Raw genomic sequence first — 26,686 nt, forward strand, 5'->3', positions numbered from 1 at the left:
TCCGATCTCATAACCATAGTTTAGGGTAACTTTGTGTTTGATGTGTTTGAGGAGGAGATTGTTTATGCTGATGAGTCAGGTATGGATTATCGAGATGACTATGGTTATGGCTACAATCCTCGAGGAGAGCGATTTTATGACCTAAAGTCTGGTCGCAGAACAGGTAGAGTCAATATGATTGCCGCACTTTGTGGTCAACAGCTGTTAGCACCCTTCACTATTGAAGGAGCTTGCAACCGTCAGGTATTTGAAACTTGGTTAGAAACCTGCTTGATTCCCACCCTGAAACCAGGACAAAAACTGGTGATTGACAATGCCACCTTTCATAAAGGTGGACGCATTGAAGAACTGGTTCAAGCCGCAGGCTGCGAGGTGTGCTACTTACCACCTTATTCACCAGATTTAAACCGGATTGAAAAATGCTGGTCATGGCTAAAAAGTCGAATTCGCAAACAACTCGAGAATTTTGGAACACTGCGAGAAGCCATGGAGCATGTCTTGACTTTAGCGTCCTAGCTAACCTGGCGGTTGCTATAAAAGACATTTTAGCTATCTCTATCACTCAGAAAACCAATATCAAAATCCTGCGCATTCATTACAAGCAGTTATTCCCAAACAGCCCTACGGTCACGAATTACATTTGTATCGTCAAGATAGTGACTATTTTTTGATGACTACCGCAATTCGTTACGGTGCAAATATTCTCCAAAACACAGCAGTAAAAGACATTGAAATAGATTCAGAAGGAGTACAAGTAATTAGGGTAACTTTGTGTTTGATGCCTTAATATGTTCAAAACTTATTTTTTGTTTTTCCTCGAATAACGAATCAATCTGTATCTTACTTTTTCAGCAAGCCCTATGTAATCAAAGACTTCCATGTATCGCCTCCTACAACAATCCCTAAGTTCTTTTTAAAAGCTGTTACTTCAAAGGCTTAAAAATCAACGAAAATAGCGCATTAATATTTGCTTTTCAGTTTTGCTTGAAATGCTAAAAAATATTGAATATATCTCATTTTTTACGTTTCAAAAACACTTTATATACAGAAAAAAGCATTAATAAATCAGAATCAATTCTTTATTAATGATAGAGATAAGTATCAATATTTTCCTGATTATAAGCTATGTAATTAGTCTAAAATACTAGACCGCGTTTCAATTTTTAGACAATTACAACTATAGGCGATAGAATTTATAGCTTTATCTTGCTTGAATTTATTTCATTCAATACCGACAAATTATCATTGCCAAGAAAATCAAACCAATTAGATTCAATAGCTATTTCTCTACGTCTATAATTATATCTATTAAAGAAAAACTTATTATTAAAGCGTAAAGTAAATTTGTATTTGTTTACTAATATTTACGTTCGTGTTTATTTGAAATATCTCTATACTAATCATTTAGAATTATTTTGGTCAATTTATCATATAAGTGATGGTGTAAACCATAAATGCTAAATGATGAGCTCTAAATTACAAATTCACTATTTACTAGAATCACAAACTAAAATATAAGTCTATAAACATTTTTAGGATATAATCTCAAGAATGATTTTCAATAGTCAATATAAAAAATAATTAATTCGTTAGGATTAGTGTAGATTAGAATCTCAAATTACTTTCTATTAGTTAGAATTTAATCAACGGCTCTTTGATCCTGAAAATTAAAATATCTACTTTAATTCATCCCTTTAGAGGAAATTCTAGATTTATCAATTTTTCTCAGCTAAAGACTTTTCTAAGCTGAATAAATAAATTTAAAACTTAGTATTACATAATATTTGGGTATTCATGAAGCAGTTACCTTTACAAAAGCAAAAAGAGCAGGAGCAAATAAATCCTAAATCAAGGTATCAGTTGGTTCAAAAGCGTATACCTATACTCTCTCGCCAACAGTGGATATATGTTTCTCTTGGACTTGCTACCTGCGTGCTTGTGATTTTAGCACTCCGTCCAACACCAATTCTGGTAGATACTAAGTTGGTAGAACGTGGTACCCTGCAAACAACAGTTAATGCTGAAGGAAAAACCAGAATCAAAGAAGATTTTGTCATTTCTGCACCGGTGAATGGTCGCCTTGACAGGATTAAGTTAGATGAAGGTGACTTAGTAAAAAAAGGAAGTATTGTCGCCCGGATTGACCCTTTACCATTAAATAGCGCGGTTAACGAAGCTCTCGGAAAATTAGCAGAGGCAAAATCACGACGTCAAGGTGTTGCGACCCTACGACCAAAATCAGAACAATTAGCTCAAGCTCGCAGTCGAATAAGCGCAGCTCGAGCAAATCAACTTCAAACAGAGGCGAAAGTAACTCAAGCAAAAGCAGCACTCAAACAAGCCCGACACGATACAAAACGTGCAAAGGAACTTGCAGCTCAAGGAGTAATTCCCTCTCAAAGTAGAGAAAGAGCAGAACTAGATTTAGTTACCCGTGAAGAAAGTTTAGAATCAGCAACTTTAGCAGCTAGAGCAGCAACGAAAGAATTAGAGGTTGCACAAGCTGCACTCAAGGTACTTCAAAAAGAACAACGCGACCCTGATTATTTGCTCAAAGTTTATGATTCTCAGGTTGCTAGTATTGAAGCACAACTGGCAAAATTGCAAGATGATGCATCTCGCACTAATATCCGTTCTCCCATAGAAGGAGAAGTCTTGCGAATTTTGCAAAAAAGCTCGAGCTTTGTCAGCGAGGGTACTCCAATAATTAAAGTTGGCGATCCAAAAGATTTAGAATTGGTAATTGATGCTCTTTCACAGGATGCACTCAAAATCAAACCAGGAAATACAATCCTGATCGAGCAAGGGAATAGTGATATTAAGGATTTACCGACAAATTTTTTAAAAGCTAAAGTTAGGTTAGTAGAACCGTCAGCTTTCACTAAAGTTTCTGCTTTAGGAGTTGAAGAACAGCGCGTAAATGTGATTGGTGATTTTGTTGACCCAGCGGTTAATTTTGGTGATGCTTACCGAGTGGACGTACAAATAGTGGTTTGGGAAAGCAACAATATTTTGAAAGTACCTTTAAGCAGCCTTTTCCGTTGCGATCGCAAGTGGTGCGTTTTTGTCGTTAAAAACGGTAAAGCAGAACGTCGATTTGTGGAGATTGGAAATCGTAGCAACTATGAGGTAGAAGTTCGTCAGGGCTTAGGTGAAGGTGAAGCGGTTATTTTACATCCCAATGAAAAAATAGAAGTGGGTGTTGCCGTAAGGTCTAATAAAAAGAATAGCTAATAGAATTTACTTAGATAGAATATACCACTAAAAATACTTTTTACTGAAAAAAACTTACAGTTTTTACCACTAAGGGCTGCAAAGTTTTTAAATTTTTTCCTATATCACTAAGAAGTCATATTTTGTCATTGGTCCTAAATAAATTAAATAATTTCGCTTCTGAAATCAACTCTATTGGGACTGTTTAACTTTTGTGAATTTATGCAATGTAAATTTTATGGTAGCTTACTAAATCTTTATAAAGACAAGACGAAAAATGAATTTCAATAAAAAAAACACTTCTTTAATAAGCAAATAGTTAAAAAAGTAAACTCTTATTAATTCATGTATTTTTGTGATAAATGCAACGTCATGCAGTCAACTGGTTTACGATAAAATGTATAAAAAACGATGCTTTTTGAATTAGCTGTTTATACTTGAAAGCTAATGAGTAAGAACGTGAATCAGGGTGTTGATGAAAAAATCATAGAGTGGAAGAAGAAACTTACCGATGACAAGAAAGATAATCCGCTACTAAACCTAAGTAAAACCAAAAAAGCAAAAATTGAGATTTCTAAGGTAAAACCTTCTGCTTTATTTACAACATTTGCCGAAGATAGTTCCGAAGGTGTTGCGATCGAGGATTTAGTAAATGAGCAAATAGACTCCGATTTTATTAAGCTTCTTGAAAAACTGCTAAGCGGAGCCACATCAACATTGAGTGAGAAGGGATTTAACAGTTTATTCCTGGTACTTGGTACTTTGACGTGGTTTGATATCCAAAAGTCTTCGAAAAAGCAGGAACAGGAAGAATTTGTTTCTCCATTGCTGCTTATTCCAATTTATTTACAAAAAAAAGGCAAGAATCCACCAGAGTATAAGCTATCACCCACTGGTGAAGAGGTTACTATTAATTTTCTTGTAGCAAATAAGTTACGGGATGAATTTGATATTACTTTACCAGACAGTGAAAAAATTCAAGATTTAGGCTATGAAAGATTTATAGATGAGATACGTAATGCTATCGCGAAGAAGGAAGATTGGAAAGTAGAGGAGACTGCTTGTATTACCTTGTTTGAGTCTGTTAAAACAGCGATGATAAAAGATATCGAACAACATAAAGAACTCATCGCCAATCACTCTATTTTGCAAGGACTTGCTCTGAAAAAACCTGTAGAGAATCCAAATCATATTGAAATTGCAGATACACAACTCGATACAATTAATCCGGAATCAATTTATCAAATATGTGATGCTGACTCCAGCCAACAAGTAGTAATTGAAACTGCAAAAGCAGGATTAAGTTTTGTTGTTCAGGGACCTCCAGGAACAGGAAAAAGCCAAACGATCGCGAATATCATTGCAGAATTAATCGCTCAAGATAAGAGAGTGCTTCTGGTGGCTGAAAAGCAAACCGCCTTAGAAGCAGTGTATAAAAAATTTAGCTCTGAGAAATGTAAGCTTGAAGAGCTATGTTTAAATTTACACCACAAGGAAGGTGCGATAAGTCCCAAGGAATTTGTAACAGAGTTAAGTAAAACAAAAGGGTTGTTATCACAACGAAATGAGGAGTCGGAGTCACAAAAAACGAGGCGAGGTATTTTCTTTCAGGAATTAGACAAATCTCGCCAAATTATCAATGATAATACTGCAAGCTTGCATCAAAGATATAAACCAATCGATAGATCTGCGTTTGAACTTTTTGGCGAAATTCTGAAACTGGAAAGAGAAAAAGTTCCATCATTAAAATTTAATATTAATAACCTCCAAGACTGGTCGCAAGAAATATTATTGTTGAAAGCTAAGAATTTAATAAACGACTTAGGACAGTTTGAGGCATTTTTTCGAGGTAAACAAAATACTATATGGTCGGATAGTCCGGTAAAAAAATGGGATTCCGACGTTAGCGGCGAATTAAGTCAGAATATCAATAATCTACGAGAGGGAGTTGAGTTAGCAAAAAAAACGGCTATTCGTTTGCGAGATTTATTAAAAATAGAACATCCTAGGACTCTATTAGCCTTAAACAGAATTCAGCCAGCTGTTGCTCATATTATTGATGTTCCATGTGTTCCAAAAGGATGTCCTCAAGGTAGAAATTTAGATAGCTTAAAACAACTTTATTCCCAACTAAAAAATGAGATTGATAATCTTCAAAAAATTAGTTCAGAATTAAATCATAAATATATCCAAGAATTTCTAAACTGGGATTTGTCAAGAATTAGAGATTTGAAGCGAGAGTTTCGAGAATATAAAGGATTTTTTCGCTGGTTCCGAATTGGTTATTGGCAGATTCGTCGTCGTGTTTGTACATTAAGAAAAGAAAAAAATCGAGTTAATTATAATAAATTGACAGCAGATATAGAGCAGGCTTTAGAGCGTCAAAAAATACTGAGCAAGTTACGAGATCGGACGCATGATTATTATCGTAACTTCGAATTATTTTTTGATGGAGGAATGCCTGATTTGGAGGCGATTGAAAATGGATTAACTTGGTTAGAAGATTTGCAAAAATATCAAATATCTTCTAAAGCAGTAGCAGCAATTATTTCATCAGATGAACAAATACAGGAACTCAGAAATTTACTTCCGGATTTGGAAGATTCTATAAATCTCATTCAGGAAGGTTTTGAATTTCTGAGAAAACACTTTCCACAGTATCGCATGACTAAAGCTAATGAGTTGGAAAGAAAAGTTCTAGATGTGATAGAAAGTTTTATCCAAGAAGCCGAAAAAGAACTATCTTTGTTTCAACAATTATTAGACTGTAAACAGAGGGTAGAGGAATTAGAAGCGATTGGAGCTACAGATTTCTTGTCCAAGCTGCGACAGTCTGATATTCCCCCTCAGCATTGGTTTACGGTCTTGCAAAAAGGTGTTTATAAAAACTGGCTAGAATATATAGATTCAAATAATTCTGAATTACGAAACTTTAATCAAAACAGACAGGAACAAAGAATAGAAGAATTTTCTCAACTTGATACTCAACAGTACCAAGAAGCGATCGGGCGTTTGAAACAACTCCACGCTAGAAGATGGGAAAAATGGTCTGTAAAACCAGAGGCGAGAGAACAAATAGTATTATTAGAACAGCAATATAAATTAAAAAGAGGACATCAGAGAATACGTCAATTCATTAAAAATGTTCCTGAGCTTGTGACAACCCTCAAGCCATTTTGCTTGATGAGTCCGCTTGCTGTCAGTCAGTACGTAGATCCAGAAGCTATCAAATTTGATGTTGTGATTTTTGATGAAGCTTCTCAGGTGTGTACTGAAGATGCAGTACCCTCAATTATGCGAGCAAACCAGGTAATTGTTGTCGGTGATGATAAGCAGTTACCCCCAACGTCCTACTTTAAGAACAATTCTTCATCTGACAACGAAGAGCTAGAAATATATGAAAGTTTGCTCGACGAGTCTTCAACAGTCCTAAATAAATTTACCTTAAAATGGCATTATCGCAGCAAACATGAGAGTTTAATTGCCTTTTCTAACTACAAATTTTATGATTCAGAGCTTTTAACTTTTCCAAATCCTGTAAAAGATTCTAGTAGAGGCGTACATTTTTATTATGTTGAAGATGGGATGTATGCTCGTGGTACTGACAGAAATAATCTTCGTGAAGCAGAAGAAGTAGCACAAATCGCATTAAATCATTTTCGAGAAAATCAGGAAAATCCGGATTTATCCTTAGGAATTGTGACTTTAAATCAAGAACAAGCAAACACTATACAGGAACAAATTAATCAACTCAGTTCAGATAATCCACAATTTGAAGAGTTTTCTCAGGAAGATTCAGGGAAGTTTTTTATCAAACCATTAGACAAAGTTCAGGGAGACCAACAAGAGGTAATTATTTTTAGTTTTGGGTATGGGTTTGATGAAGCAAAAAAAATAACTTATAACTTTGGTCCTTTAACACAAGTAGGAGGAAGAAGACGACTGAACGTGGCGATAACTCGGGCTAAAAGTAAATTTATATTAGTAAGTTCAATCAAATCTGGAGACTTCCAACCATCAAAAAATCCAGAAACAAATCTCATTAAAGAGTATTTTGCCTATGTCGAAAATGGAGGTGGAATATTAGAAGATAAACTTAATGATAATTTATCCTACTCTGATTTTCTATTTGAAGAAGATGTTTATCAAGCTCTTACAGAACGGGGGTATAAAGTTAAGAAATGGGTAGGTCGTTCAGCATATCCTATTGATTTAGCAATAATCGACGAGCGACAACAAGAAACAGAAGCATTTCTATTAGCTATAGTCTGTGATGGAACAATTTATCAAAAGTATCCCACCGCACGCGAACGCAATCGGTTACGTCAAAAAATTCTACAAGACTTGGGTTGGAATATTTATACAATTTGGTCGAAAGAGTGGTTTCGCGATCGAGAGAATCAGATAAGCGAATTAGTAAACCACATAGAAAATTTGCGAAATCAGAAATAATTTGAATCCCTCGTATTATGTAACCAATAAAATATTATTTAGATTTTCGTTACGTTTATGGAATCAATAGAACTTGAAGAGCTTTTAAAAAATATTCAAGAGCTACAGTCAATAATGATTGGAGTTCCTACTCGTAAATACAGTATTCAGGATAAAGATGAAGAATACAAGGAATTATATCAGGAAATTGAATCACAAATAGAAGAACTTCAATACGAAGGACTACCTATTGAAAATCCAAATAGTTTTCACTCTCTTTGGGATTGGTACGAACATTATACATCTAATAAATTACGTAAATCTGCTCGAAAAGGGGGATATATTCACGATATTTATCAAGATATTTGTAATCAAGTTGAGATTACTTTATATCAGTGTTATTTAGAAAAAATTCCATCAGAAGATTTAGAACTAAATTTAGAATTCTCACGTATTGAAGAATTAAAAAGCAAAATAGAAAAGTTACAGAACATCATGATAGATGTGGCAACCCTAGGAGATGCACCTTACTATATTGATGATAAAGAGCAAGAATATAGTCAAATTTATCGAGAACTTAGCTGGCATATAGTAATTATTCAAAGTAGAGGAGTAGCAGTATTAAATCCTAATAAATTCCGGTCACTTTGGCAATGGTATGATTTTTACTCCGAACAACTTGAAAATACAAAAAATGCACGAATAGATTACATAAAAAATATTTACCTGGAAATTCTGAAGCCATTTGATCGAGTATTAAAAAAATATCGTAACAAATCAAATTCTACTGAAGAATTTATCCAATATTTGAAGAGTAGATTTCAACAAGTAAATTCTATCTTACCCACTACTACAGTATTGACAGCAGATGCAAGCAATAGTTCACTATCATCTAGCTTGCAAGTATCTAATAAAAGTAATAGTGAAAGCTTAGCTCAAAAATTTGATCAGGTTCCCAGTACAAATCCAATTATACCTACTCAAAGTGTTAATAATTTATCATACGAACAAGAAGATTATAATTCAAATTGGACATATGAAGATGTTATGAATCCAGAAGTTTTTTTAGAGCAAAAAGATATTCCATCTTTAATTATTGCACTAAATAAATTTGCTCTTAAGGTCAGTGTTGCTAACGATCGGTATAATGCCTTAGAGACTGCTAATATTGATGATGCATTTTTAAGTAATATCAGATTTGATACTGGATCTAATATATTCGCTCAGTCGCTAGTAGCAGCATTCAAAAACTACCAAGTATCTAATCAGAATTTAAGCTATCATCCGTTAATCAATTTTCTTAAGTCGTTAACAGATTTAGCACTCATTTACGGATTTAGAGACCAAGATATTGAATTATTCAATAGATTAGTCGAAAAAGGTCAAGAAAACTTCGAAGCATTAAAGGCTCGTAATAGTATTGCTAGGATTGAATCTCCTACTGGATGGAAATGCAATCGGAACAGGTATATTAATACATAATAATTTATTACTTACTTGTAATCATATTTTTACAAAGACACAAGTTAAGCAAGCATGGGCACGTTTTGATTATAAGTCTGAAAGTAACAACTCTAAAATAAATTTATTTGAACTTGATATAAATTTTATTACTCAAAGCAGACAGTATGATTATGCTTTGCTCCAAATAAAAGGTAAAGTTCAACCAAAAGCTATTTCTATTAATGAAAATACTATATTAGATAGCGGTCAAGAAATTCGCATCATTCATCATCCGCGAGGAAATCCAGTATTCATTTCTAACTTGGGACAAATTATGCAAGTAGGAGAAGATTATATCGATCACAATCTTAAAACTGATGATGGTTCTTCTGGTGCACCAATCTTGAATAATCAATGGGAGTTAGTTGCAATTCACCAGGGAAATGTAGGTATTGGTCGTAATTTTGAGCCAGGTACGACAGGAGCTATTCCTATCCGTAGCATCTGGAGTCAAATTTCACCGCACTTTAGTTAGTGCAACAGAGGAATAAATTTATGAACTTGTTTTCAAGCCTTTCAGAAAGTTTTACTCGTGAAGCTCCCAAATATAAAACTCTTTTCTTACCACAATATCGGGTTGATATTGATTATGATGACACAGCGATTTATGCAGGTGAAGCCTATTGTCGCATTTGGTTAGTAGAGATGCGTTTAGCTAAAGATGTGGAATGGTTTAAACAAAGATACCCAGTTGTTCATGCTGCTATTCGTTTTAATCACGGTGGTAAGCCTGTTACCATTCCTTATATAGCTGCACCTGGACAATTACAAAAGATAGCTAAAGATAATCTGGATAAAGTTATCCAATGCAATTATCCTTTAACACCTTTATTCCCCTTCAATAATGGATTAGTTGAGTTACAAGCTGGCTTATTCAGCATTGCAGCTGAAGACTTTGTTGGTAAATTTATTAAAACCATGGGAAGATTTTCTGAACTATTACCCGTACCAGAACTTTCGAGGGTTTTAAAGCTAGCAGAACCAGTTTACCAGGGAATTGAAGATTTATTAGACATTGGAGACCGACGCTTAGAACTTGGTTATCAACAAACATTTACCGAAGCTGAGGGAGGTGGGAGTAATTACCTCAGAGCGGGTTTTTTTGCTGCAATTCTAGCTGAAGAGAGCAAGATTAATAATGATGCACTTTGTGTCGTCAATGATAGTCTTTATCTTGGTTCACCAGGTAATACAAAAGTATTTATACGTGACGGTAAACCGTTAGAAGGTTACAGTTATATGTTATTTCGCATAGAAAAGCGCAAACAACAAGATTGGGAATCATTACTCACTATAAAAGAGCTAGTTAATCAAGCCCAAGATGGAGTTATATCAGGAGAATATGAGAAGGTTAAACAGTTTCTTTTACCTGCTATTCAGACAACAATTTATCGCAGTCCTGATATTACAAAATCTGACCGTAAGCTGATGGTACTGAAAATTAAAGACTTCTTACAGGAATTGGGTTTACAAGCGACAAAAGTACAGAAGCGATCGCTTTATTCGATTATGCAGCGTTCAATACCACAAATTGACTCAGCAACAGAACTTGAATTAGCAGCTTTAGAACAGTTTTTTTAACTAAAATTTATTATGAATTTTCTGAGTGTATGCATCTTCTGAGTGTATATATGAGCATAGAAAATAGTTTCTACAATAAAAATTTAAGAATATATTATGTAATACTAATTATTTCATGTAATTTTTGCAACAAATCTTTGCTAGTATAAGGTTTAGCTAAAAATGCTTTAACTCCAGCGTTCTTCGCCGCAGTAATTTTTTCAGTTGAGGGTAGTCCGCTAACAGCAATAATCTTAACTTGGGAGTTTATTTGCTGTAAGTTGTAGATTGCAGTTAAACCATCCATTGATGGCATCATTATATCCATGATGACCGCACTTATATCATTTTTATGTTGAACGTAAACTGCGATCGCTTCTATTCCGTCGCTTGCCGTAAGTACTTGATAATTATAGTCTTCTAAGGATGTTTTGCTAATTTCTCTAATTACTGGCTCATCATCTACTACCAGAATTAATTCTCCCTGTCCGATTGGTATTTCTTCTTGACTATCCCGTATAGTTTCTGCTGTATGTGCTGCTGGTAAATAAATTTTGAATTGACTACCTTTACCAACCTCACTGTATACATTTATAAAACCATCATGGCTTTTGATTATACCAATTGCAGTTGAAAGCCCTAAACCTGTACCCTTTCCTTGTTTTTTGGTCGTAAAAAACGGTTCAAAGATTCTTTCTAAAGCTTCTGGAGGAATTCCTATCCCCGTATCCGAAACTGTAACTGTGATATGAGACCCTACTTTAGCATTGATATTCATAGCGGCATAATCTCGATCAATATCAAGGTTTTCCGCATTTATACTCAACGTACCACCATCAGGCATGGCATCCCGGGCATTAACGCAAAGATTCATTAATACCTGATGTAACTGCGTTGCATCTCCGTAAACCGTGTGTAAATTTCGAGCTATACCCACCTCAATTTCAATAGATTTAGGGAAGGTATTACGAACAAATTCCCTAATTTCAGAAATTATATGCTTAATTTGTAGTGTTGTGCGATCGCCTTGCATTCCACGTGCAAATGATAATACTTGTTTGACTAAAGTTGCTCCCCGTTTCGCACTGTTCTGTAGCATGTCGAATAAATGTTTCGTGTGCTCGTCTGCTTGTGGAAGTTTCAGGGGTAAGAGTTGAGCGATCGCTAAAACTGGTGTCAAAATATTATTTAAATCGTGGGCAATACCACCAGATAAAGTCCCAATACTTTCCAAACGTTGTGCTCGAAGAAATTGAATTTCTAGTTTCTTTTGCTCGGTAATGTCAGTATTAACAATAAGTATTGATTTAGGATTTCCCTGCTCATCTCGCATTAAATTCCAACGACTAGCAACTGTTATGTCAGTGTTATCTTTGGTAATTTGTTTTAATTCCCCTCGCCATTTACCTTGCTCAAAAAGCATCTGTTGGATTTTTTGTTCTGATTCTGGGGGAAAAACCTCGGGATATAACAGGTCTTGAGAATTCTGATTTAAGGCTTCTGCTGACGTAAAGCCATATAAACGTTCTGCACCTTGGTTCCAAAATAAAATTCGGTCGTCCAAACTCTGAACTAAAATTGCATCGGTAGCCACATCTAACAAAGCTGCTTGTTCTTCGATTTTCTGTTGAGCTTTATTTCGTTCAGTTACATCAATTAAAACAGCTAAGGAACGAATCACATTACCGTCTGCATCTTGTTCTCCAATTGCAGATAACAATATATCTAATATTTTTCCGTCTTTTCTGACAATTTGATATGGGATATCTTGACAGAAACCTTTTTCAAAATATCCCGGTAAGGCTACCTCTATTGCATACTTCCGAGATTCTGGAGTGAGAAATTCCGTTGACTTGCGTCCTAATACTTCCTTGCGCTCGTAACCCAACTTTTCTAACCAATATTTGCTAACACTAATCAGATTTCCGGAACTGTCAATTGAATGTAACATAACCGGAGTATTCTCGTAGATATAGCGATATCTTTTTTCACTTTCTTGAATATCCAATTGCATTTGCTTGCGTTCTGTTACATCTCGTGCTACAGAATATATTAATTCGCCGTAGGGAGTTGCATTCCATTGCAACCATTTATAGGAACCTTCCTTGCAGCGATAGCGATTTTCAAAAGCAATAGTTTTGATTCCCCGAGCAAGTTTATCCATCTCTGCTAATGTTGCTGGTATATCATCGGGATGAATAAAACTTAAAAATGAAGAAGCAAGTAGTTCTATACTTGTATAACCCAAGGTTTTTTCAAAAGCCGGATTTATCCGTTTAAAGTAACCATCGAAACCAGCAATGCAAAGCATATCCATAGAAAGCGAGAAAAAACGATCGCGATCTCGTTCTGCTTGCTTGCGTTCTTCAAGTGCTGTTTGTACTTGTTGATAAAGTTGAGTTTGTTTGGCGTAGCTTTGTGATAATTCACTTCTTTCTATTTGTAGCTGTTCTACTTTTTGCTGCAATAGTTCTAAAACCCCATACATTTCTTTAGGGTCTAAGGCTTGCAGTAAGCTACTTTCTGTAATTATACTCCTTAATTTCCCGGCTTCTGTAGTCACAACCAAACGTCGTATCATATGCTGCTGCATTTTTTGGTGTACTGACCATAAAGAGTCGGATGGATGTACTGTAAACAAAGGAGTACTCATCACAGCTTGTACCTGGATGTCTGCAAAATTTAACTTTAGTCGTTGAAATTGCAAAATATCCCATTCAGTAACGATCCCAACCGGAGTTAAATCCAAAACTTCTGAATTATTATATTCTTGACTATCTTTGTCTTCCTGCACAATTACCACACAACTAACATGGTATTTAACCATCAAATTAACCACGTCAGTTAATGATGCTGTGGGAAAAGCATAAGTAGCTTGAGTAGTTACAACTTCGCTGACACAGCGAAATCTCAACCATTCACTAGGATGTAATGTTCTTCTTATACCTCTGGGAGTGATAATTCCTAAAATTTGATTTTGCCGGTCTAAAATTGGTATGTGACGAATTCCACGCTCGTAACTCAAATGTAAAAGAGCAAAAATATCTTCAATCTCATCGATTTTCAGAGTAATGATTTCCCGACTCATTACTTCTGCAATAGTCAATTCTTCTAATTTTTTAGCTGTAGCAATTACTGTAACTATATCTCGCTCAGTAAAAATACCAATTACTTGCGAATCATCTACTATTAATGCACATAAACCACGTGTTGGCATTAAATATTGTTTATTAATCGCTGGAGTGCTTTCAAAGTGTTCACAATTTTTTACATACCCATTACTCATCAACTCAATAACTGCAACCAAAGATGTATTGGGAGATACAATTATATAATTATGTTCAATAGCTTTTTCCAGAGCAAATCGTTGGTTGTGCATAGGGAATACGGGTAAATTATTGTGGTTAAAGTAATGCTTCTCCAATGTTTACGATATAACATGTCTAAGGTTGTGTCAGTCTTTAAATAATACCTTGATATTGAATTTATAATTTACAAATATTGTCCGGTTTTGCTTAATATTTTTTCATAAAATAAAGTCTTAATTTCTATTGGTTAACTACCGCTCAAAGCTTGAATCGGTAGCATATAATTGGTGAATAATTTACACAATAGCATGGTAAGTATTTACCATCTATGTCTATAGTTGTTTGACAGCAAAAATTTTCATGAAATAGATAAAATAAAGAGAAAATCTTATCTAAAACACTTTTTAATTCCTATAATACTTTTTAATTCGAGAAATTGAAGGACTTATAAGTAAACTTCAAAATTTAGGTTGAATTTACTAAGCAGATTATGCTTTACAAAGATACGGGAACCCTTCCTTATTCCAATCAGATTCTTGCTTTCTTCTACCACTCCACATAGGAAAGCCATTTTCGTCTCGTAATTTTACGGTAGTTTCTCCTTTTGTTATTTGGGCGGCGATAATCGCTGGTTTCTCATCAAAAATGATTCTTGAACCTACGATTTTTAATGTATCATTTGGTTTAATCTCAATTTCTTGGTTTTCAAGATACCAAGATGGTCCCACATGAATAGGAATTACTTCGTTTGTTGTTTGGAGTTGTAAATGTACGCCGTGAGACATTCTGTGCTTAGAAGTAAAATAATCTAATCCTAATACTTTGCCATTAATTGTTTCTACTGTTTTAATGTTGTATCTTCTTCCACTTGTATCCCATTTAGGACAGTCATTCTGAACTATATTTTCTGATACTAACTGATGATTTAACTCTTGTAATTTTGTTGTATCAAAAATAGAATTATCAGCAAAAATAGTTGGTCGGTAAAATCGAGTGTATGGTATGAGACCACACCCTGTCAGCCCTTGTAAAAATATCATGCAGATAATAGTAATAATTAAGAAATTAGGGCGTTGTACAATTTTCATTATGCCCTCCTTGCTTTGTGCGTCATTAGTTTGAATCTACTCATTTACAATGAGACTGACTCTGCACTTCTAAAGTAAATAATTAATTTGAGGAATTTGTGAGGTTTCTTAATAATAAGTAGATAAAACAACTATCTTGCACTTTTTTCTTGCTGCAAGATTAAAAATCACGTAAGTGAGGATAAAGTCACTCACAAGTAAGTGTATAAACTTTATTTTGCATCCAGTTAACTTTTATTATGTGTCTTGATTCAAAGCTTCAAAACCAGATACAATGTCAAGCAATTCGGATGTAATAGAGCTTTGACGTTGATGACGATATTCAGAATTGAGTTCTGTTAAACGTTCTTCAATATTTTTTTGCGCAGCTTGCATGGATGCTACACGACTAGCATTTTCACTAGCTAATGATTCTGCAAAGGCTCTATACAAAGAAACAAAAAGATATTGACGAATTACAGACGAAAATAATTCATTCCAATCCATTGTAAACATCGGTAGACCTTCTGAATACCATGGTTTCTGTTCCAAACTCTGTAACCATTGAGCATTCATGGGTAAAAGCTGCAAATTTTGAGGACGATAGGACACAGCGGAGAAGGATTTATTATAAAAAAGAATAATTTTATCCACGGGTAAAACCATAGAGTCCACATCATAAGAAGAGGTTAACTTATCTTCTTGAGGAAATCTCCAGCTTTCAACCATCAATAATATCTCTTGAACCATTGATGTGATACCCACAACAGAATTGGGTAAAGAAAATTGCGTATCAACTCTTTGTTTCGCTGCTTCTAGGTAAGGAATTAAGCGCGCACCGACCGCTGCGATTGCACATTTTTCTGGTTCGATCTGTAGCTCTTTGAGTTGTTTGAGAGCGTAGGATACTATTTGTTCGTTAAATTGACCGCATAGACCGTGGTCTGACCCAAGAATTACTACACCCACCTTCCGATTTGATTGGTGGTCAGTCACATCACTGGGAAGCATAACAGGTTCTTCGCTAAAGTAACGATGGCGAAGTAAAATTTGCAATCCCATTTCAACGGTGCGATTATAGTCTGCTAGTGCTGTTACAGCTGTCTCATATTGGCGAATACTTACAATAGCCAATGCTTTCATGGTTTTAACCACAGATTGCAAATCTTTAATGCTGTCAATTTGTGCTGTCAATGCTTCCAAACTTTGCATATTAATTCCTTTATTTTTTATCGAGAAGTTTTATAATTTTATTTTAAAGGTTCTAATTAGAAAATATATTTTCAAATCTATATCCCTGAAATGAAATTATCTATATTCTAAGTTCAGTACAGGACAAAATTTGACGAAATAGATAGAAAAAGGGTTTTATAAAAATAACTTTTATTAATATAAAACCCTTATAAAATCAGTCAACATACTACGAAAAAAATAGCAGTATTTGAAATCTAATTTGTGAATATAAATTTAGAGTATCACTGATACAATTTATGCAAGATAATGTCTCTCTTTGTTTGATTCAAATCCTATAAAATAGGCGGTTACATGTTTTTTATTTCTATTAAACATCCTCGTCACTATAATCTTGATTGCTCTGAAAAATCCCTTCCAAATAATCACGAATTTTGTCTTTAAAACTTGCCCATTTCTCTTCATCTAGTAATAGAATAGGACATGCTTTTTGTGTCCAGTACTTATGAGTAACAACATCTTCAAGAGATAAGTTTAAATCGTATAAAAGAGCCGCAATCAGACGAGATGCTCTATCAAATGCTGCATTTTGATTGATGCCTTGGTGCATGCAAATTTCAATACCAATGCTTAAGGAATTACCACGACCTGAATGCCACCCTTTTTCTGAAATGGGCAATTGCTTTATAACTGTTTTATCATCAACAGTGTAATGCCAAGAAACATAGTTTTTTCTTCCATTAAACTCATAATATCCCATATTTCTTACCCATTTTGAATGGCTTTTTGCATCAGCCCCTCTACCTGTATTTGAAGTGTTATGTACAGTAATCTTTTTTATATTAATTGGAGTACCAGGACGATTTGGGCGACCATCTGGGATTAATTCAACTTCTAAGTTAAGACTTGCTCCAAGCTCACCACGTTTCATTGTATGATTTCCATGCTTTACAATACTAAATTTTTCTGGAATTGATACCTAAATAGAGATTGAATCGAACTATAAATTCAATAGTTAATTCATAAAAACAAAAAAGTATTTCTAGTTACAATTCCAGTGAGTTAAAATCGTAACAGCAAAAAAGTTTTTAAATAAGTAAGTTAGATCACATCTTGATTTTTTGTAACAATTGCTACTAATTAAGCTGTTGATTAACTTAGTATTTAGAGATGTTGCAGAGATGTTGATATGTCAATAATTTCCAATTTTATTCAGCAAGCCCTATCTATAGAACCCATTTGGGGTCTATGTAATTTGTTGCGAATCTTTTAAGCATCAGTCGAATAGTCTATTTTATATTTAATTGGACCCAGCTACTTATAAGCTATTAATGATAAAGTAAAAAATAAATGTATCTAAGATTTTTTGCTCGATCAAGTTGCTAAGTTTGCAGAGGTTAGGAATACTTTTGTTATATATATATGGAATTTAGGGGAAAAGCTTAGCATAATAGCTATTTTATCCTTCCCCTTTAACTAAATGTGCGATTTCTATTCTTCCTCACAAATAGTCAGATATTCTGGTTCAAATTGTTTGGTTTCAACACAAATTCCTAAAGCTTTTTCTTGAACTAAATCTTCTATATAACCATCTTCATAAATCTCTGCTTCTCTGCTACTTGCAAAAGGACCAAAGTAGTAAGTACATCTAGGTCTATTGGTCGTAATTTTTATCCAATAAGGCGTATTTGATTTACTTAAAAAAGGAAACTCTTTTAATAAAGAAATGTTACTTAAGAAAGGAATACTCATCGCAAATTTTACTCCTTAATTTCTCTATTTGCTATTGTCAAAATTGCCTGAAGTTCTCGCTCACTTAACTTTTTACCCATTTCAACGTTTTTGCAGACTTGAGGTAAGTTTTTCCTCACAGCTTGGAATAATATTTTACTACTTTCGTCAATTTTATCTAAGGGTACTGAATCGAAAAAACCACTAGTTACTGCCAAAAGAACAACTATTTGTTCGATTACTGATAAAGGTTGAGACTGCTGTTGTTTAAGTATTTCCCGGACGCGCCGTCCTCGATTCAGAGTTGCTTTCGTTTGTTCATCTAATTGTGTACCAAAACGAGCGAAAACTTCAACTTCTTGAAATTGAGAATAAGAAAGTCTTAGATCTCCAGCAACAGCACTATAAGCGCTTAGTTGAGTTTTACCACCAACTCGCGAAACTGATTTACCTACGTCAACAGCCGGGAAAATAGCTTTTTGAAATAGGTCGGGGGAGAGATATATTTGACCATCTGTAATCGAAATCAAGTTAGTAGGAATATATGCAGAAATATTCTGTGCTTGTGTTTCTACAATTGGTAATGCAGTTAAAGAACCCCCTCCTAACTCTGGACGTAAATTGGTAGATCGCTCTAATAGGCGAGAATGAATATAGAAGATATCTCCGGGATAAGCTTCTCTACCAGGAGGACGACGTAGTAAAAGTGAGAGTTCTCTGTATGCTCTTGCATGACAAGTTAGATCGTCATATACGATTAAAACATCATGCCCTTTTCCCATAAAATATTCTGCCATTGTGGTTGCTCCGTAAGGGGTTACGTACTGTAATCCAGGTGAGTCTTCTCCAGAAGCAACCACCACGATGGTGTATTCCATCGCCCCTTGTTCGCGCAAAGTAGCGATTACTTTAGCTACTGCTGAGGAACGTTGACCAATAGCACAGTAAACACAAATAACATCTTTATCTTTTTGGTTAATGATAGTGTCTAAAGCGATCGCAGTTTTTCCAGTTTGTCTATCTCCTACAATTAATTCTCGCTGACCTCTACCAATGGGGATCAAAGCATCTACAACCTTTAAACCTGTTTGTAATGGTACTGTCACGGGTGCACGATTGATAATTGGCGGTGCTTCTTGCTCTACAGGACGGCGTTCTGTAGTTTCAATAGTTCCCTCCTCATCCAACGAAAGACCCATGACATTTATAACTCTACCCAGGAGTTGTTCTCCTACGGGTACATCCATAACTCTACCAGTTCGGTAAACTTGACTACCTGCTTCGATATGTTTGCTTTCTCCTAATACAATTGCGCCAACTTGATCGGAATCAAGATTAAAGGCAATTCCTAATAGAGGTGTTTTCATCCCAGGTTTTGAAAAATAAAGCAGTTCATCAGCCCTAACACCCGGCAAACCTGAGATATGAGCAATACTCCGCCCCACAGACTTGACTATGCCAGTTTCACGGATATTAATTTGGGCATGGTAACTATTTAATACCTGTTGGAAAACCTCGCCCGTATCATTTATAACCACCCGCAAATAATTAGTACTATCTTCCATTTTTTCACCTCAATTATGGTGATTAATAAGTACCCGATCTAAATTCCCATGCCTACTTATTTAAAAGTTGCCGATAAACGCTCTTCTAATATCTGCAAATAGTCATCCAAATTCCAGGAAATTTCATATCCTGCTAAATTGACTCGAACCCCACAAATTAAATCGGGTAAAGTTCTAAACTTGAATAAATTTTCATTTGATACATCACCCTTTGGAGGTCTAAAACCAGCATTTTGTAATACTAAATTTAAAGTTTCTCTTACCTTTTGTCGACTTGTAAAAGGTATTTCAAAACTGCTACTAATCACAATTGGTTGATTGTAGTTTGAAAGAGATTGAGCAATTTTTTGCCATTGGAGTTTATTTGTTTGCTGTAGACGTTGACAAAAGGTTGTAACTATTTGTTCTTCTAAGTCTGCATTGGCTAAATCTCGGAGAGCAAGGCGAACAATTTTGTTAGTTTCTCCTAGTATCTTTTGTCTTAAAGCAAGTAGAAAATTATCTTTTTCTTGTGCTAGTGCATCCTTCCATTTTGCCTCCATTTGTTCTACTTCACAACGTGCTTGGAGCAAAAGCTTTTGCCGTTCCTGCTCTACTTCTTGCTGTGCTTGTATCATGATGGCTTCTCGCTGTTGTTGTAGTTCTTTTTGTTTTTGCCGATATAAAGTACCTTCTCTTTGTGCTTTTTTTTGAGAAACCTCAGCATTTTCCCAGCGTTCATCAATCATTGCTTGGCGTTTTTTGATTGTCTGAAGTATGGGTCTATATAAAAAATGCCAGAGTAAAATAAATAAGATTAAAAAGTTAATAATTTGGGCGATAACTGTATTAACTTCAATTAGCATCATTACCCTCCCTTAAAGTGATTCCAGAAGGGATTTACAAATAAAAGAATCATTGTAACTACAAAGCAATAAATTGCAGTAGACTCAATCATTGCTAATCCTACAAACAGGGTACGGGTAATGACATTAGCTTTGTCTGGTTGTTGAGCGATCGCACCCAAAGCCCTAGCAACTGCCATGCCTTCTCCCAAAGCAGGTGCAATAGAACCGATCGCAATTGTTAAACCAGCAGTAACAATCGATGCCATACCAATCAAACCAAGATTATCCATATTTCAGTTACCAGTTGTCAGTTGTCAGTTGTCAGTTAACAGTTAACAGTTATCAGTTAACAGTTAACAGTTATCAGTTATCAGTTAACTGTTATTAGTTCCTAATACCTTAGTCCTAAGTTATCTATTCTGTTGGTGAGTTGTAGTGGCAGAAGCAATATATACCATTGCTAACATCGCGAAAACATATGCCTGAATTACTCCTATTAATAAGCCTAATGCTTGGATAGGGATGGGAACAAAAAAAGGCACAAAGGATAAAAGAATTGCAGCAAGCATGCTGCCACTCATAATGTTGCCGAAGAGTCGGACAGCTAATGCCAAAGTTCGGGAAAACTCGCCAATAATATTGAATGGGAGCATGAAAGGCGTGGGTTGGATGTAATTTTTTAAGTAACCAATTGCGCCACGTTTCATAATTCCAAAGAATGGTACAGCAACAAATACACACAATGCCAAAGCCGTTGTTGTCGAAAGAGAACCCGTTGGTGGCTGATAAAAAGGGACAATGGCAAGGGTATTTGAAACTGCAATAAACAAAAATAAAGTACCAACAAAACCTATATACTCTTGGGATTCTTGTTGACTTACTTCACGAATTTGATTGGCAATCCCCTCAACAATTATTTCTAATAGACTTTGCAAAGGCGGTATTTTTGGCTTTACTGATAATTTGCGAGTTACGAACCAAGAAACTACTACTAAAAATGTCGCGATCGCCCAGGTAAAAACAATTGTGGCATTAAGAGTAATTGTTCCCCATTGGAATAACACGATAGTGTCAGGATTAAGTATCTTTTCAAGGTCGCTTGCCATAGTTTTAAGTTGTCATAATTTTAAGGTTACTACTCCCAAAAGTACTTCTTGAAGAGACCAGCAGGAATAATTTTATGAGGTGAATATTCTGGTGAATTAATACTTTACAACATGACTTTTATAAAGATTGCCTTACAGATATTATCTCCTTTGAAAAGCTAAATTAAACAGTTAAATTATTGGATAATCAGCACGATTTATTAACTTCTTAGAAATACCTCGCGGACGCCAACGCCGAATCAAGATACTCCGTGCTAAAACAAAGCCTAGTAAAGAAATTACTAACTTTTCCCAACGTCCGTCCATAACTAGGTAAAAGCCAAGAATAGCTATGCTCAAACGAGCAATAAAACTACCCAAAATCAAAAAAATTGGTTGTTGAGTTGTTGGTAGTTGCTTTACTGTCCACCACAGGCTACTGAAATATAAAAATCCTAGGAAAAATCCCAGTGGAAACGATATGAAAATATCCAAAAAATTACTCATAAGAAATACTTCCCTCTTTAACCGGTGGTAATCGTTTGAACAAGAAATGTAACGACACTGGTGTAATGATGCTGGTAGCTGCACAAACAAAAACCATTGCTGAAAATATATTTGGAGGTACTGCCCAGTCACCAAGCTGTAATCCTCGTTGCATAACAATCATGCATATTTCCGCTCTGGGGATCATGCTAGTACCTATGAGTACAGCCCCTGTAAAGCCTGTGGTAAAAAAAGCTGGTATTCCTGCACCAATTAGTTTACCCAGTATTGCTGCGATAAGTAAAATACACCCGAGTCTTAAACTTGTATTGAATGCACTGGGATCGACTTTTAAGCCAATACCAATAAAAAAGAATGGGGTAAATAGTTCATATAAGGCTCCAAAAGAGGCATCTATTTTCACGGCTTCGGCATCGCGACTGAATAAAAGTCCTGCAAAGAATGCCCCAATAGCGACGGAAAATCCTAATAATTCAGCGATCGCAGCTATGATAAAACTAACTCCCACTATCTCTAACATCGGATCTGGAGGTTTTTCGATTTGATTAAAAAGCCGAGTCAATTTTTTTTCCAGGTAGCGGGAAAAGAATAAGCAAAAAGCAGCAAATAGGATTGCTTTCACAAAAAATATGCCTGACGTTTGAGCTATAAGCTTTATTAAGGAAATTTGATGACCGTTGTGAATTGATGATGCTGCAGCAAAAAGCAATGCCATTAATACAACACTGGAAATATCGTCCAATTCTGCTACATCCAAGAGAATTTTGCCATTTTGAGATTGGACTGTATTTTCTTCGTTCCACACCCCAACTGCAACCCCAACACTAGTAGCAGTTAAAGCAATAGCTACAAATAAACTCGGGGTCAGTGGGATATGCAGTAAGAAATAAGATGTAATAAATCCCAGCGCACCACTAAATACAACATTGCCAATGAAAATACTGCATGCCTTAGGTAATTGGCTTAATAGTTCTAGTAAATCACTTTCTAAGCCAACTCTAAACAACAATGAAATAATCCCAATCTCTGCCAAAAACTCAAAAATTTCTTCCCCTTCTTGCGAGAGCAAATGCCAATGTGTATCTGCAAGTTTTAGCAGAAAACCAACTGTCAAATAAGCAACTAAGGCTGGAATACCAATTTTGCCCAATAAAGCTTTAGCAAATATAGCTATGGTAATCGCCAGACCCATCAACAAAACTAGCAGTGGAAGCATTGGTACAGATTCAGTCATCGCTGCAGCGTTCCCGTTCGATCCAATACCAAGCGTTCATACAACCAAGAACGACGCCAACAAACAGCAGCATCAAAGTCCAGGAATAAGGGCTGGGAAAGTGGCTATCAATCCAAATTCCTAAAGCAATTCCCAGCAAAGTTGGAATTGTAATCGACCAACCAATAATGCCAAACATACCTAAACCAAACCAAATAGCATGATTTCCCTCTTTTCGTGCTTTCAGTTTACGTTCTGATTTAGTACTGACTTGCTTTTGAAATTTTTCCCAAGTTTTATGGGGTTTGTCTTTCATGACTTCCCTCCGACTTCCAGAAAACCTCGCACAAAGCTAGCTTCGAGTTTAGCAAGGGCGCTACGAGTCATTTTCTCTCGTTCGTCCAAACTACGAAACTCTTGTGCAATGGTGTTTTTCAAAGTTTCTAAATCATTTCCTTTGATTGCATTTCTGACTGATACCAAGACTTGGGAACCGCATTTAACTAGGATCCCTTCATCTATGGCGAGAAATACTTCTTTCCCATCTTCCAGTTCAAAAAATAAAAGCCCAGGAACTAATCCAGCCACAAAATCAACATGATTGGCTAACAGACAAAAGGAGTCGTTCTCTGCTTCAGCAGTGATTTTGCTGACTACCTCTTCTATGAGAATTTCTGTTGGTAACAATACTTTTAGTTTCATAAAGATTCCTGGGAATTGGGCATGGGGGATTGGGCATTGGGCATTGGGTAATAAGTAATGGGGATTTTTTTAGTTTTATGATTTTGAACTTATGATTTTGAAATTGGCAATTGGGAATAATAAAACTAAATAGTAATATTGCTGGAAAAGATCGTTTGGCAAAACCTGATTTTGAAGACTTGGAAGTTTATAAATTAGCTGAAAAATTAGCTAATGAGGTTTGGAGTATTGTCAAAACCTGGAACAGCTTTGAGAAAAATACAGTTGGTAAGCAAATAGTTAGGTCTGCTGATAGCGTGTGTGCAAATATTGCAGAGGGGCGAGGACGTTTTAACGACCAAGACAATCGCCGATTTGTTAAAATTGCCAGAGGTTCTTTGTACGAAACAATTAGTTGGTTGAGATTAGCCTACGTTAGAAAACTTATTAACAAAAGACCAGACCAATAAACTTAAATTAATAACTGATGAACTATTACCCAAACTCAATGCTTACCTCAAATCCATAGGAAACAGAACGCTGCACTAATTCTCTATGCCCCATCCCCATGCCCAATGCCCAATGCCCCATGCCCAACTTCATCAATTCCTCCAATCATATAAAGCGCTGCTTCTGGGTACTCTGAAAACTCATCATTTAAAATTCTTTCGCAACCATCTAATGCTGCTGATAAATTGACCAATTTACCTTTTTTGGCAATAAACTGCTCTGTGGAAAAGAAAGGTTGAGTTAAAAATCGCTCTAGTCGTCGCGATCGATAAACTGTTTTCCTATCATTTACCGATAACTCTTCGATACCCAGCATGGCAATAATATCTTTCAAATCTTCATAATTTGCCAGAGTTTGTCGGACTGCTTGAGCAATTTCATAGTGACGCTTACCTGCGATGCTTGGCGTTAGCATTTTAGAGCTAGAACGCAGGGGATCGACTGCTGGATAGAAACCTTCACTGGCTCGTTTGCGGGACAAGACAATGGATGCTGATAAATGACCGAAAGTGTGAACGGCTGCGGGATCCGTAAAGTCATCAGCCGGGACATAAACTGCTTGTACGGAAGTAATAGCACCTTTATTTGTTGTACTAATTCTTTCCTCTAATTGGGCTAATTCTGTTGATAGAGTTGGTTGATAACCCACACGAGAAGGTAATTGTCCCATCAATCCAGAAACTTCCTGCCCTGCCTGAATAAACCGAAATATATTATCGATTAAAAGCAGTACATCTTGTCTCGCATCATCTCGAAAATACTCAGCCATGGTTAAAGCTGCATGACCGACTCTAAACCTTGCCCCTGGTGGTTCATTCATCTGACCAAATATTAATACAGTGTTGTCTAAAACACCTGTGGATTGCATTTCCCGGTAAAGTTCTTCTGCTTCTCGGTTGCGTTCGCCAATACCGCAAAATAGGCTTATCCCCGAGTGCTGACTAACTATATTGTGAATCATTTCTGTAATTAAAACGGTCTTGCCAACACCAGCACCACCAAATAATCCAGCTTTACCACCACGCTCTAACGGTGCAAGTACATCAATTACTTTTATCCCAGTCTCTAGAATTTCTGATTTGGTAGACTGTTCTACCAACGGAACCGAGACTTGATGTATAGAGCGCCACTCTCCATCATTGATTTTTTCTTTGCCATCAATAGTATCTCCAAATACATTGAACATCCTGCCTAACAAGTGCTTACCTACAGGTACTTCCAATGAATTTCCAGTGTTAACGACCATTGAACCACGAGCTAAGCCAGAGGTTGGAGTTAAAGCGATACCTCTAACAATCTCAGCATTGACATGAGTTATGACTTCAATAATAATTTCGCCATTTTCACCAGCTTTTAGCTGATTGTAAATTTCCGGTATAGGTTTGGGGAACTGGACATCAATGATACTACCCCGAACTGAAACCACTTTTCCTAACTTGGTTTGATCTGCAACTTGATATGCGGTCATGGTTCGCAATGCCTCAGATTAACTCAAGTTTAAAAGATGAAAGTTGAGGAAGTTGTGAGGAAATGTCAATTGTCCCAGATTTATCAAAGAATACTAACCTTTACACGTAAATTTTGCATGTTCACAATTCCCTCACATTATTTTTTCAATATAAAACTAAAAACAAAATAAGTGTATGGAAATCAAAATAGTTGCAATCGAAATACCCCAAGACTGTAATATTATTATCGGTCAAAGCCATTTCATCAAAACTGTTGAGGATTTGCATGAGGTGATGGTTACCAATTCGTCGCAAGTCAGATTTGGATTAGCTTTTTGTGAAGCATCGGGACCTTGCTTAATTCGCGTGTCGGGAAATGATGAGTCTTTACAAGAAGTTGCGCAGAAAAATGCAATGGCGATCGCTGCGGGACATAGCTTTGTCATTTTAATGAAAGATGCTTATCCGATAAACTTTCTTAATGCCATTAAGCAATCTCCAGAGGTTTGCAATATCTATTGTGCTACTGCTAATCCGGTAGAAGTAATTGTTGTAGAAACAGAACAAGGGCGAGGAATTATCGGAGTTGTGGATGGTTCTTCTCCTCGGGGTGTAGAATCTCCTGAAGATGTTAAAGCTCGTAAAGATTTTCTCCGTCAGATTGGTTATAAGCTTTAAACTGTCATGGCTCTTAAATTATTGAGAGTTTGTGATTAACTGGTAAAGCAAAATATACTCGCCAAACATTATTATTTTACAAATAAGCAATAATTTTTGTAGATTTTTCTGATTGTGCAAATTTTTCTCCTTTAAAGTTTTATTGCCTCACAAATTCCTCAAAATTTT

At 35.7% G+C, this 26,686-nt stretch carries 21 protein-coding genes and 1 pseudogene; 8 read left to right on the forward strand and 14 right to left on the reverse strand.

From position 1 onward, the window contains the following. Positions 1-51: 51 nt before the first annotated feature. The 6 genes and pseudogenes from BC008_RS03140 to BC008_RS03165 all read left to right on the forward strand — a co-directional run. Positions 52-516 (forward strand): annotated as a pseudogene (locus BC008_RS03140) (IS630 family transposase); the annotation flags it as partial. Between the two features lie 1,278 nt (positions 517-1,794). Next, complete coding sequence (locus BC008_RS03145; protein ID WP_027842627.1) at positions 1,795-3,234, forward strand: efflux RND transporter periplasmic adaptor subunit; 1,440 nt, start codon at positions 1,795-1,797, stop codon at positions 3,232-3,234. 426 nt (positions 3,235-3,660) lie between these two features. Beyond that, positions 3,661-7,665, forward strand: a complete 4,005-nt coding sequence (locus BC008_RS03150; RefSeq protein WP_027842628.1) for an AAA domain-containing protein — start codon at positions 3,661-3,663, stop codon at positions 7,663-7,665. 57 nt (positions 7,666-7,722) lie between these two features. Continuing rightward, a complete protein-coding gene (locus tag BC008_RS50265) occupies positions 7,723-9,126 on the forward strand; it encodes a hypothetical protein (protein WP_027842629.1) in 1,404 nt (467 codons plus the stop codon). Continuing rightward, positions 9,074-9,622 (forward strand): trypsin-like serine peptidase, encoded by a 549-nt coding sequence (locus tag BC008_RS50270; RefSeq protein WP_058183094.1) that lies wholly within the window; start codon positions 9,074-9,076, stop codon positions 9,620-9,622. Before BC008_RS50265 ends, BC008_RS50270 begins: the two co-directional genes overlap by 53 nt. Before the next feature lie 20 nt (positions 9,623-9,642). After that, positions 9,643-10,728: a hypothetical protein gene (locus BC008_RS03165; RefSeq protein WP_027842631.1), complete on the forward strand. Its 1,086-nt coding sequence runs from the start codon at positions 9,643-9,645 to the stop codon at positions 10,726-10,728. Positions 10,729-10,822: 94 nt separating this feature from the next. On the opposite strand, the gene BC008_RS03170 is transcribed toward BC008_RS03165, so the two are convergent. From BC008_RS03170 to BC008_RS03230, 13 genes are all read right to left on the reverse strand, one after another. Further along, positions 10,823-14,086: a PAS domain S-box protein gene (locus BC008_RS03170; protein WP_058183097.1), complete on the reverse strand. Its 3,264-nt coding sequence runs from the start codon at positions 14,084-14,086 to the stop codon at positions 10,823-10,825. Between the two features lie 417 nt (positions 14,087-14,503). Beyond that, the gene (locus tag BC008_RS03175; RefSeq protein ID WP_058183099.1) at positions 14,504-15,103 is read right to left on the reverse strand and encodes a hypothetical protein; all 600 of its coding nucleotides are present in this window, start codon (positions 15,101-15,103) and stop codon (positions 14,504-14,506) included. A gap of 237 nt (positions 15,104-15,340) precedes the next feature. Next, positions 15,341-16,294 (reverse strand): F0F1 ATP synthase subunit gamma, encoded by a 954-nt coding sequence (locus BC008_RS03180; RefSeq protein ID WP_027842632.1) that lies wholly within the window; start codon positions 16,292-16,294, stop codon positions 15,341-15,343. A gap of 349 nt (positions 16,295-16,643) precedes the next feature. Beyond that, a complete protein-coding gene (locus BC008_RS03185) occupies positions 16,644-17,204 on the reverse strand; it encodes a peptidoglycan recognition protein family protein (protein WP_058183101.1) in 561 nt (186 codons plus the stop codon). Positions 17,205-17,764: 560 nt separating this feature from the next. Beyond that, the gene (locus tag BC008_RS03190; protein WP_082650471.1) at positions 17,765-18,025 is read right to left on the reverse strand and encodes a DUF1816 domain-containing protein; all 261 of its coding nucleotides are present in this window, start codon (positions 18,023-18,025) and stop codon (positions 17,765-17,767) included. A gap of 8 nt (positions 18,026-18,033) precedes the next feature. After that, the gene (locus BC008_RS03195; RefSeq protein ID WP_027842633.1) at positions 18,034-19,569 is read right to left on the reverse strand and encodes an alternate F1F0 ATPase, F1 subunit alpha; all 1,536 of its coding nucleotides are present in this window, start codon (positions 19,567-19,569) and stop codon (positions 18,034-18,036) included. A gap of 56 nt (positions 19,570-19,625) precedes the next feature. Next, entirely contained in the window at positions 19,626-20,417 is a 792-nt protein-coding gene (locus tag BC008_RS03200; protein WP_058183103.1) for a F0F1 ATP synthase subunit B family protein, read from the reverse strand. Continuing rightward, positions 20,417-20,686 carry a F0F1 ATP synthase subunit C gene (locus tag BC008_RS03205; protein WP_027842635.1) on the reverse strand — a complete coding sequence of 90 codons (270 nt, stop codon included), beginning with the start codon at positions 20,684-20,686 and terminating at the stop codon, positions 20,417-20,419. The genes BC008_RS03200 and BC008_RS03205 overlap by 1 nt, the downstream gene beginning before the upstream one ends. 120 nt (positions 20,687-20,806) lie before the next feature. Continuing rightward, on the reverse strand, positions 20,807-21,502 hold the full coding sequence (locus BC008_RS03210) for a F0F1 ATP synthase subunit A (RefSeq protein ID WP_027842636.1): 696 nt from the start codon (positions 21,500-21,502) through the stop codon (positions 20,807-20,809). 171 nt (positions 21,503-21,673) lie between these two features. Then, positions 21,674-21,988: an ATP synthase subunit I gene (locus BC008_RS03215; RefSeq protein ID WP_027842637.1), complete on the reverse strand. Its 315-nt coding sequence runs from the start codon at positions 21,986-21,988 to the stop codon at positions 21,674-21,676. Next, entirely contained in the window at positions 21,981-23,222 is a 1,242-nt protein-coding gene (locus BC008_RS03220; protein WP_027842638.1) for a cation:proton antiporter, read from the reverse strand. The genes BC008_RS03215 and BC008_RS03220 overlap by 8 nt, the downstream gene beginning before the upstream one ends. After that, positions 23,215-23,517: an AtpZ/AtpI family protein gene (locus BC008_RS03225; protein ID WP_027842639.1), complete on the reverse strand. Its 303-nt coding sequence runs from the start codon at positions 23,515-23,517 to the stop codon at positions 23,215-23,217. Before BC008_RS03225 ends, BC008_RS03220 begins: the two co-directional genes overlap by 8 nt. After that, a complete protein-coding gene (locus tag BC008_RS03230) occupies positions 23,514-23,903 on the reverse strand; it encodes a F0F1 ATP synthase subunit epsilon (protein WP_027842640.1) in 390 nt (129 codons plus the stop codon). Before BC008_RS03230 ends, BC008_RS03225 begins: the two co-directional genes overlap by 4 nt. A 110-nt stretch (positions 23,904-24,013) precedes the next feature. Here BC008_RS03230 and BC008_RS03235 point away from each other — a divergent pair, with 110 nt between their 5' ends. Then, entirely contained in the window at positions 24,014-24,352 is a 339-nt protein-coding gene (locus BC008_RS03235) for a four helix bundle protein (RefSeq protein WP_235595784.1), read from the forward strand. A gap of 83 nt (positions 24,353-24,435) precedes the next feature. Here BC008_RS03235 and atpD read toward each other — a convergent pair whose 3' ends face one another. Further along, positions 24,436-25,860: a F0F1 ATP synthase subunit beta gene (gene atpD / locus BC008_RS03240; protein WP_058183105.1), complete on the reverse strand. Its 1,425-nt coding sequence runs from the start codon at positions 25,858-25,860 to the stop codon at positions 24,436-24,438. Positions 25,861-26,035: 175 nt separating this feature from the next. Between atpD and BC008_RS03245 the strand changes: the two genes are divergently transcribed. After that, on the forward strand, positions 26,036-26,518 hold the full coding sequence (locus BC008_RS03245; protein WP_027842642.1) for an adenosine-specific kinase: 483 nt from the start codon (positions 26,036-26,038) through the stop codon (positions 26,516-26,518). The last annotated feature ends 168 nt before the right edge of the window (positions 26,519-26,686 follow it).

The sequence above is a fragment of the Mastigocoleus testarum BC008 genome (assembly GCF_001456025.1).
Taxonomy (GTDB): domain Bacteria; phylum Cyanobacteriota; class Cyanobacteriia; order Cyanobacteriales; family Nostocaceae; genus Mastigocoleus; species Mastigocoleus testarum.

Coding starts and splice junctions, on each gene's coding strand:
- BC008_RS03145 (WP_027842627.1), top strand. CDS start 1,795: ATGAAGCAGTTACCTTTACAAAAGCAAAAAGAGCAGGAGCAAATAAAT.
- BC008_RS03150 (WP_027842628.1), top strand. CDS start 3,661: ATGAGTAAGAACGTGAATCAGGGTGTTGATGAAAAAATCATAGAGTGG.
- BC008_RS50265 (WP_027842629.1), top strand. CDS start 7,723: ATGGAATCAATAGAACTTGAAGAGCTTTTAAAAAATATTCAAGAGCTA.
- BC008_RS03165 (WP_027842631.1), top strand. CDS start 9,643: ATGAACTTGTTTTCAAGCCTTTCAGAAAGTTTTACTCGTGAAGCTCCC.
- BC008_RS03170 (WP_058183097.1), bottom strand. CDS start 14,086: ATGCACAACCAACGATTTGCTCTGGAAAAAGCTATTGAACATAATTAT.
- BC008_RS03175 (WP_058183099.1), bottom strand. CDS start 15,103: ATGAAAATTGTACAACGCCCTAATTTCTTAATTATTACTATTATCTGC.
- BC008_RS03180 (WP_027842632.1), bottom strand. CDS start 16,294: ATGCAAAGTTTGGAAGCATTGACAGCACAAATTGACAGCATTAAAGAT.
- BC008_RS03185 (WP_058183101.1), bottom strand. CDS start 17,204: ATGAAACGTGGTGAGCTTGGAGCAAGTCTTAACTTAGAAGTTGAATTA.
- BC008_RS03190 (WP_082650471.1), bottom strand. CDS start 18,025: ATGAGTATTCCTTTCTTAAGTAACATTTCTTTATTAAAAGAGTTTCCT.
- BC008_RS03195 (WP_027842633.1), bottom strand. CDS start 19,569: ATGGAAGATAGTACTAATTATTTGCGGGTGGTTATAAATGATACGGGC.
- BC008_RS03200 (WP_058183103.1), bottom strand. CDS start 20,417: ATGATGCTAATTGAAGTTAATACAGTTATCGCCCAAATTATTAACTTT.
- BC008_RS03205 (WP_027842635.1), bottom strand. CDS start 20,686: ATGGATAATCTTGGTTTGATTGGTATGGCATCGATTGTTACTGCTGGT.
- BC008_RS03210 (WP_027842636.1), bottom strand. CDS start 21,502: ATGGCAAGCGACCTTGAAAAGATACTTAATCCTGACACTATCGTGTTA.
- BC008_RS03215 (WP_027842637.1), bottom strand. CDS start 21,988: ATGAGTAATTTTTTGGATATTTTCATATCGTTTCCACTGGGATTTTTC.
- BC008_RS03220 (WP_027842638.1), bottom strand. CDS start 23,222: ATGACTGAATCTGTACCAATGCTTCCACTGCTAGTTTTGTTGATGGGT.
- BC008_RS03225 (WP_027842639.1), bottom strand. CDS start 23,517: ATGAAAGACAAACCCCATAAAACTTGGGAAAAATTTCAAAAGCAAGTC.
- BC008_RS03230 (WP_027842640.1), bottom strand. CDS start 23,903: ATGAAACTAAAAGTATTGTTACCAACAGAAATTCTCATAGAAGAGGTA.
- atpD (WP_058183105.1), bottom strand. CDS start 25,860: ATGACCGCATATCAAGTTGCAGATCAAACCAAGTTAGGAAAAGTGGTT.
- BC008_RS03245 (WP_027842642.1), top strand. CDS start 26,036: ATGGAAATCAAAATAGTTGCAATCGAAATACCCCAAGACTGTAATATT.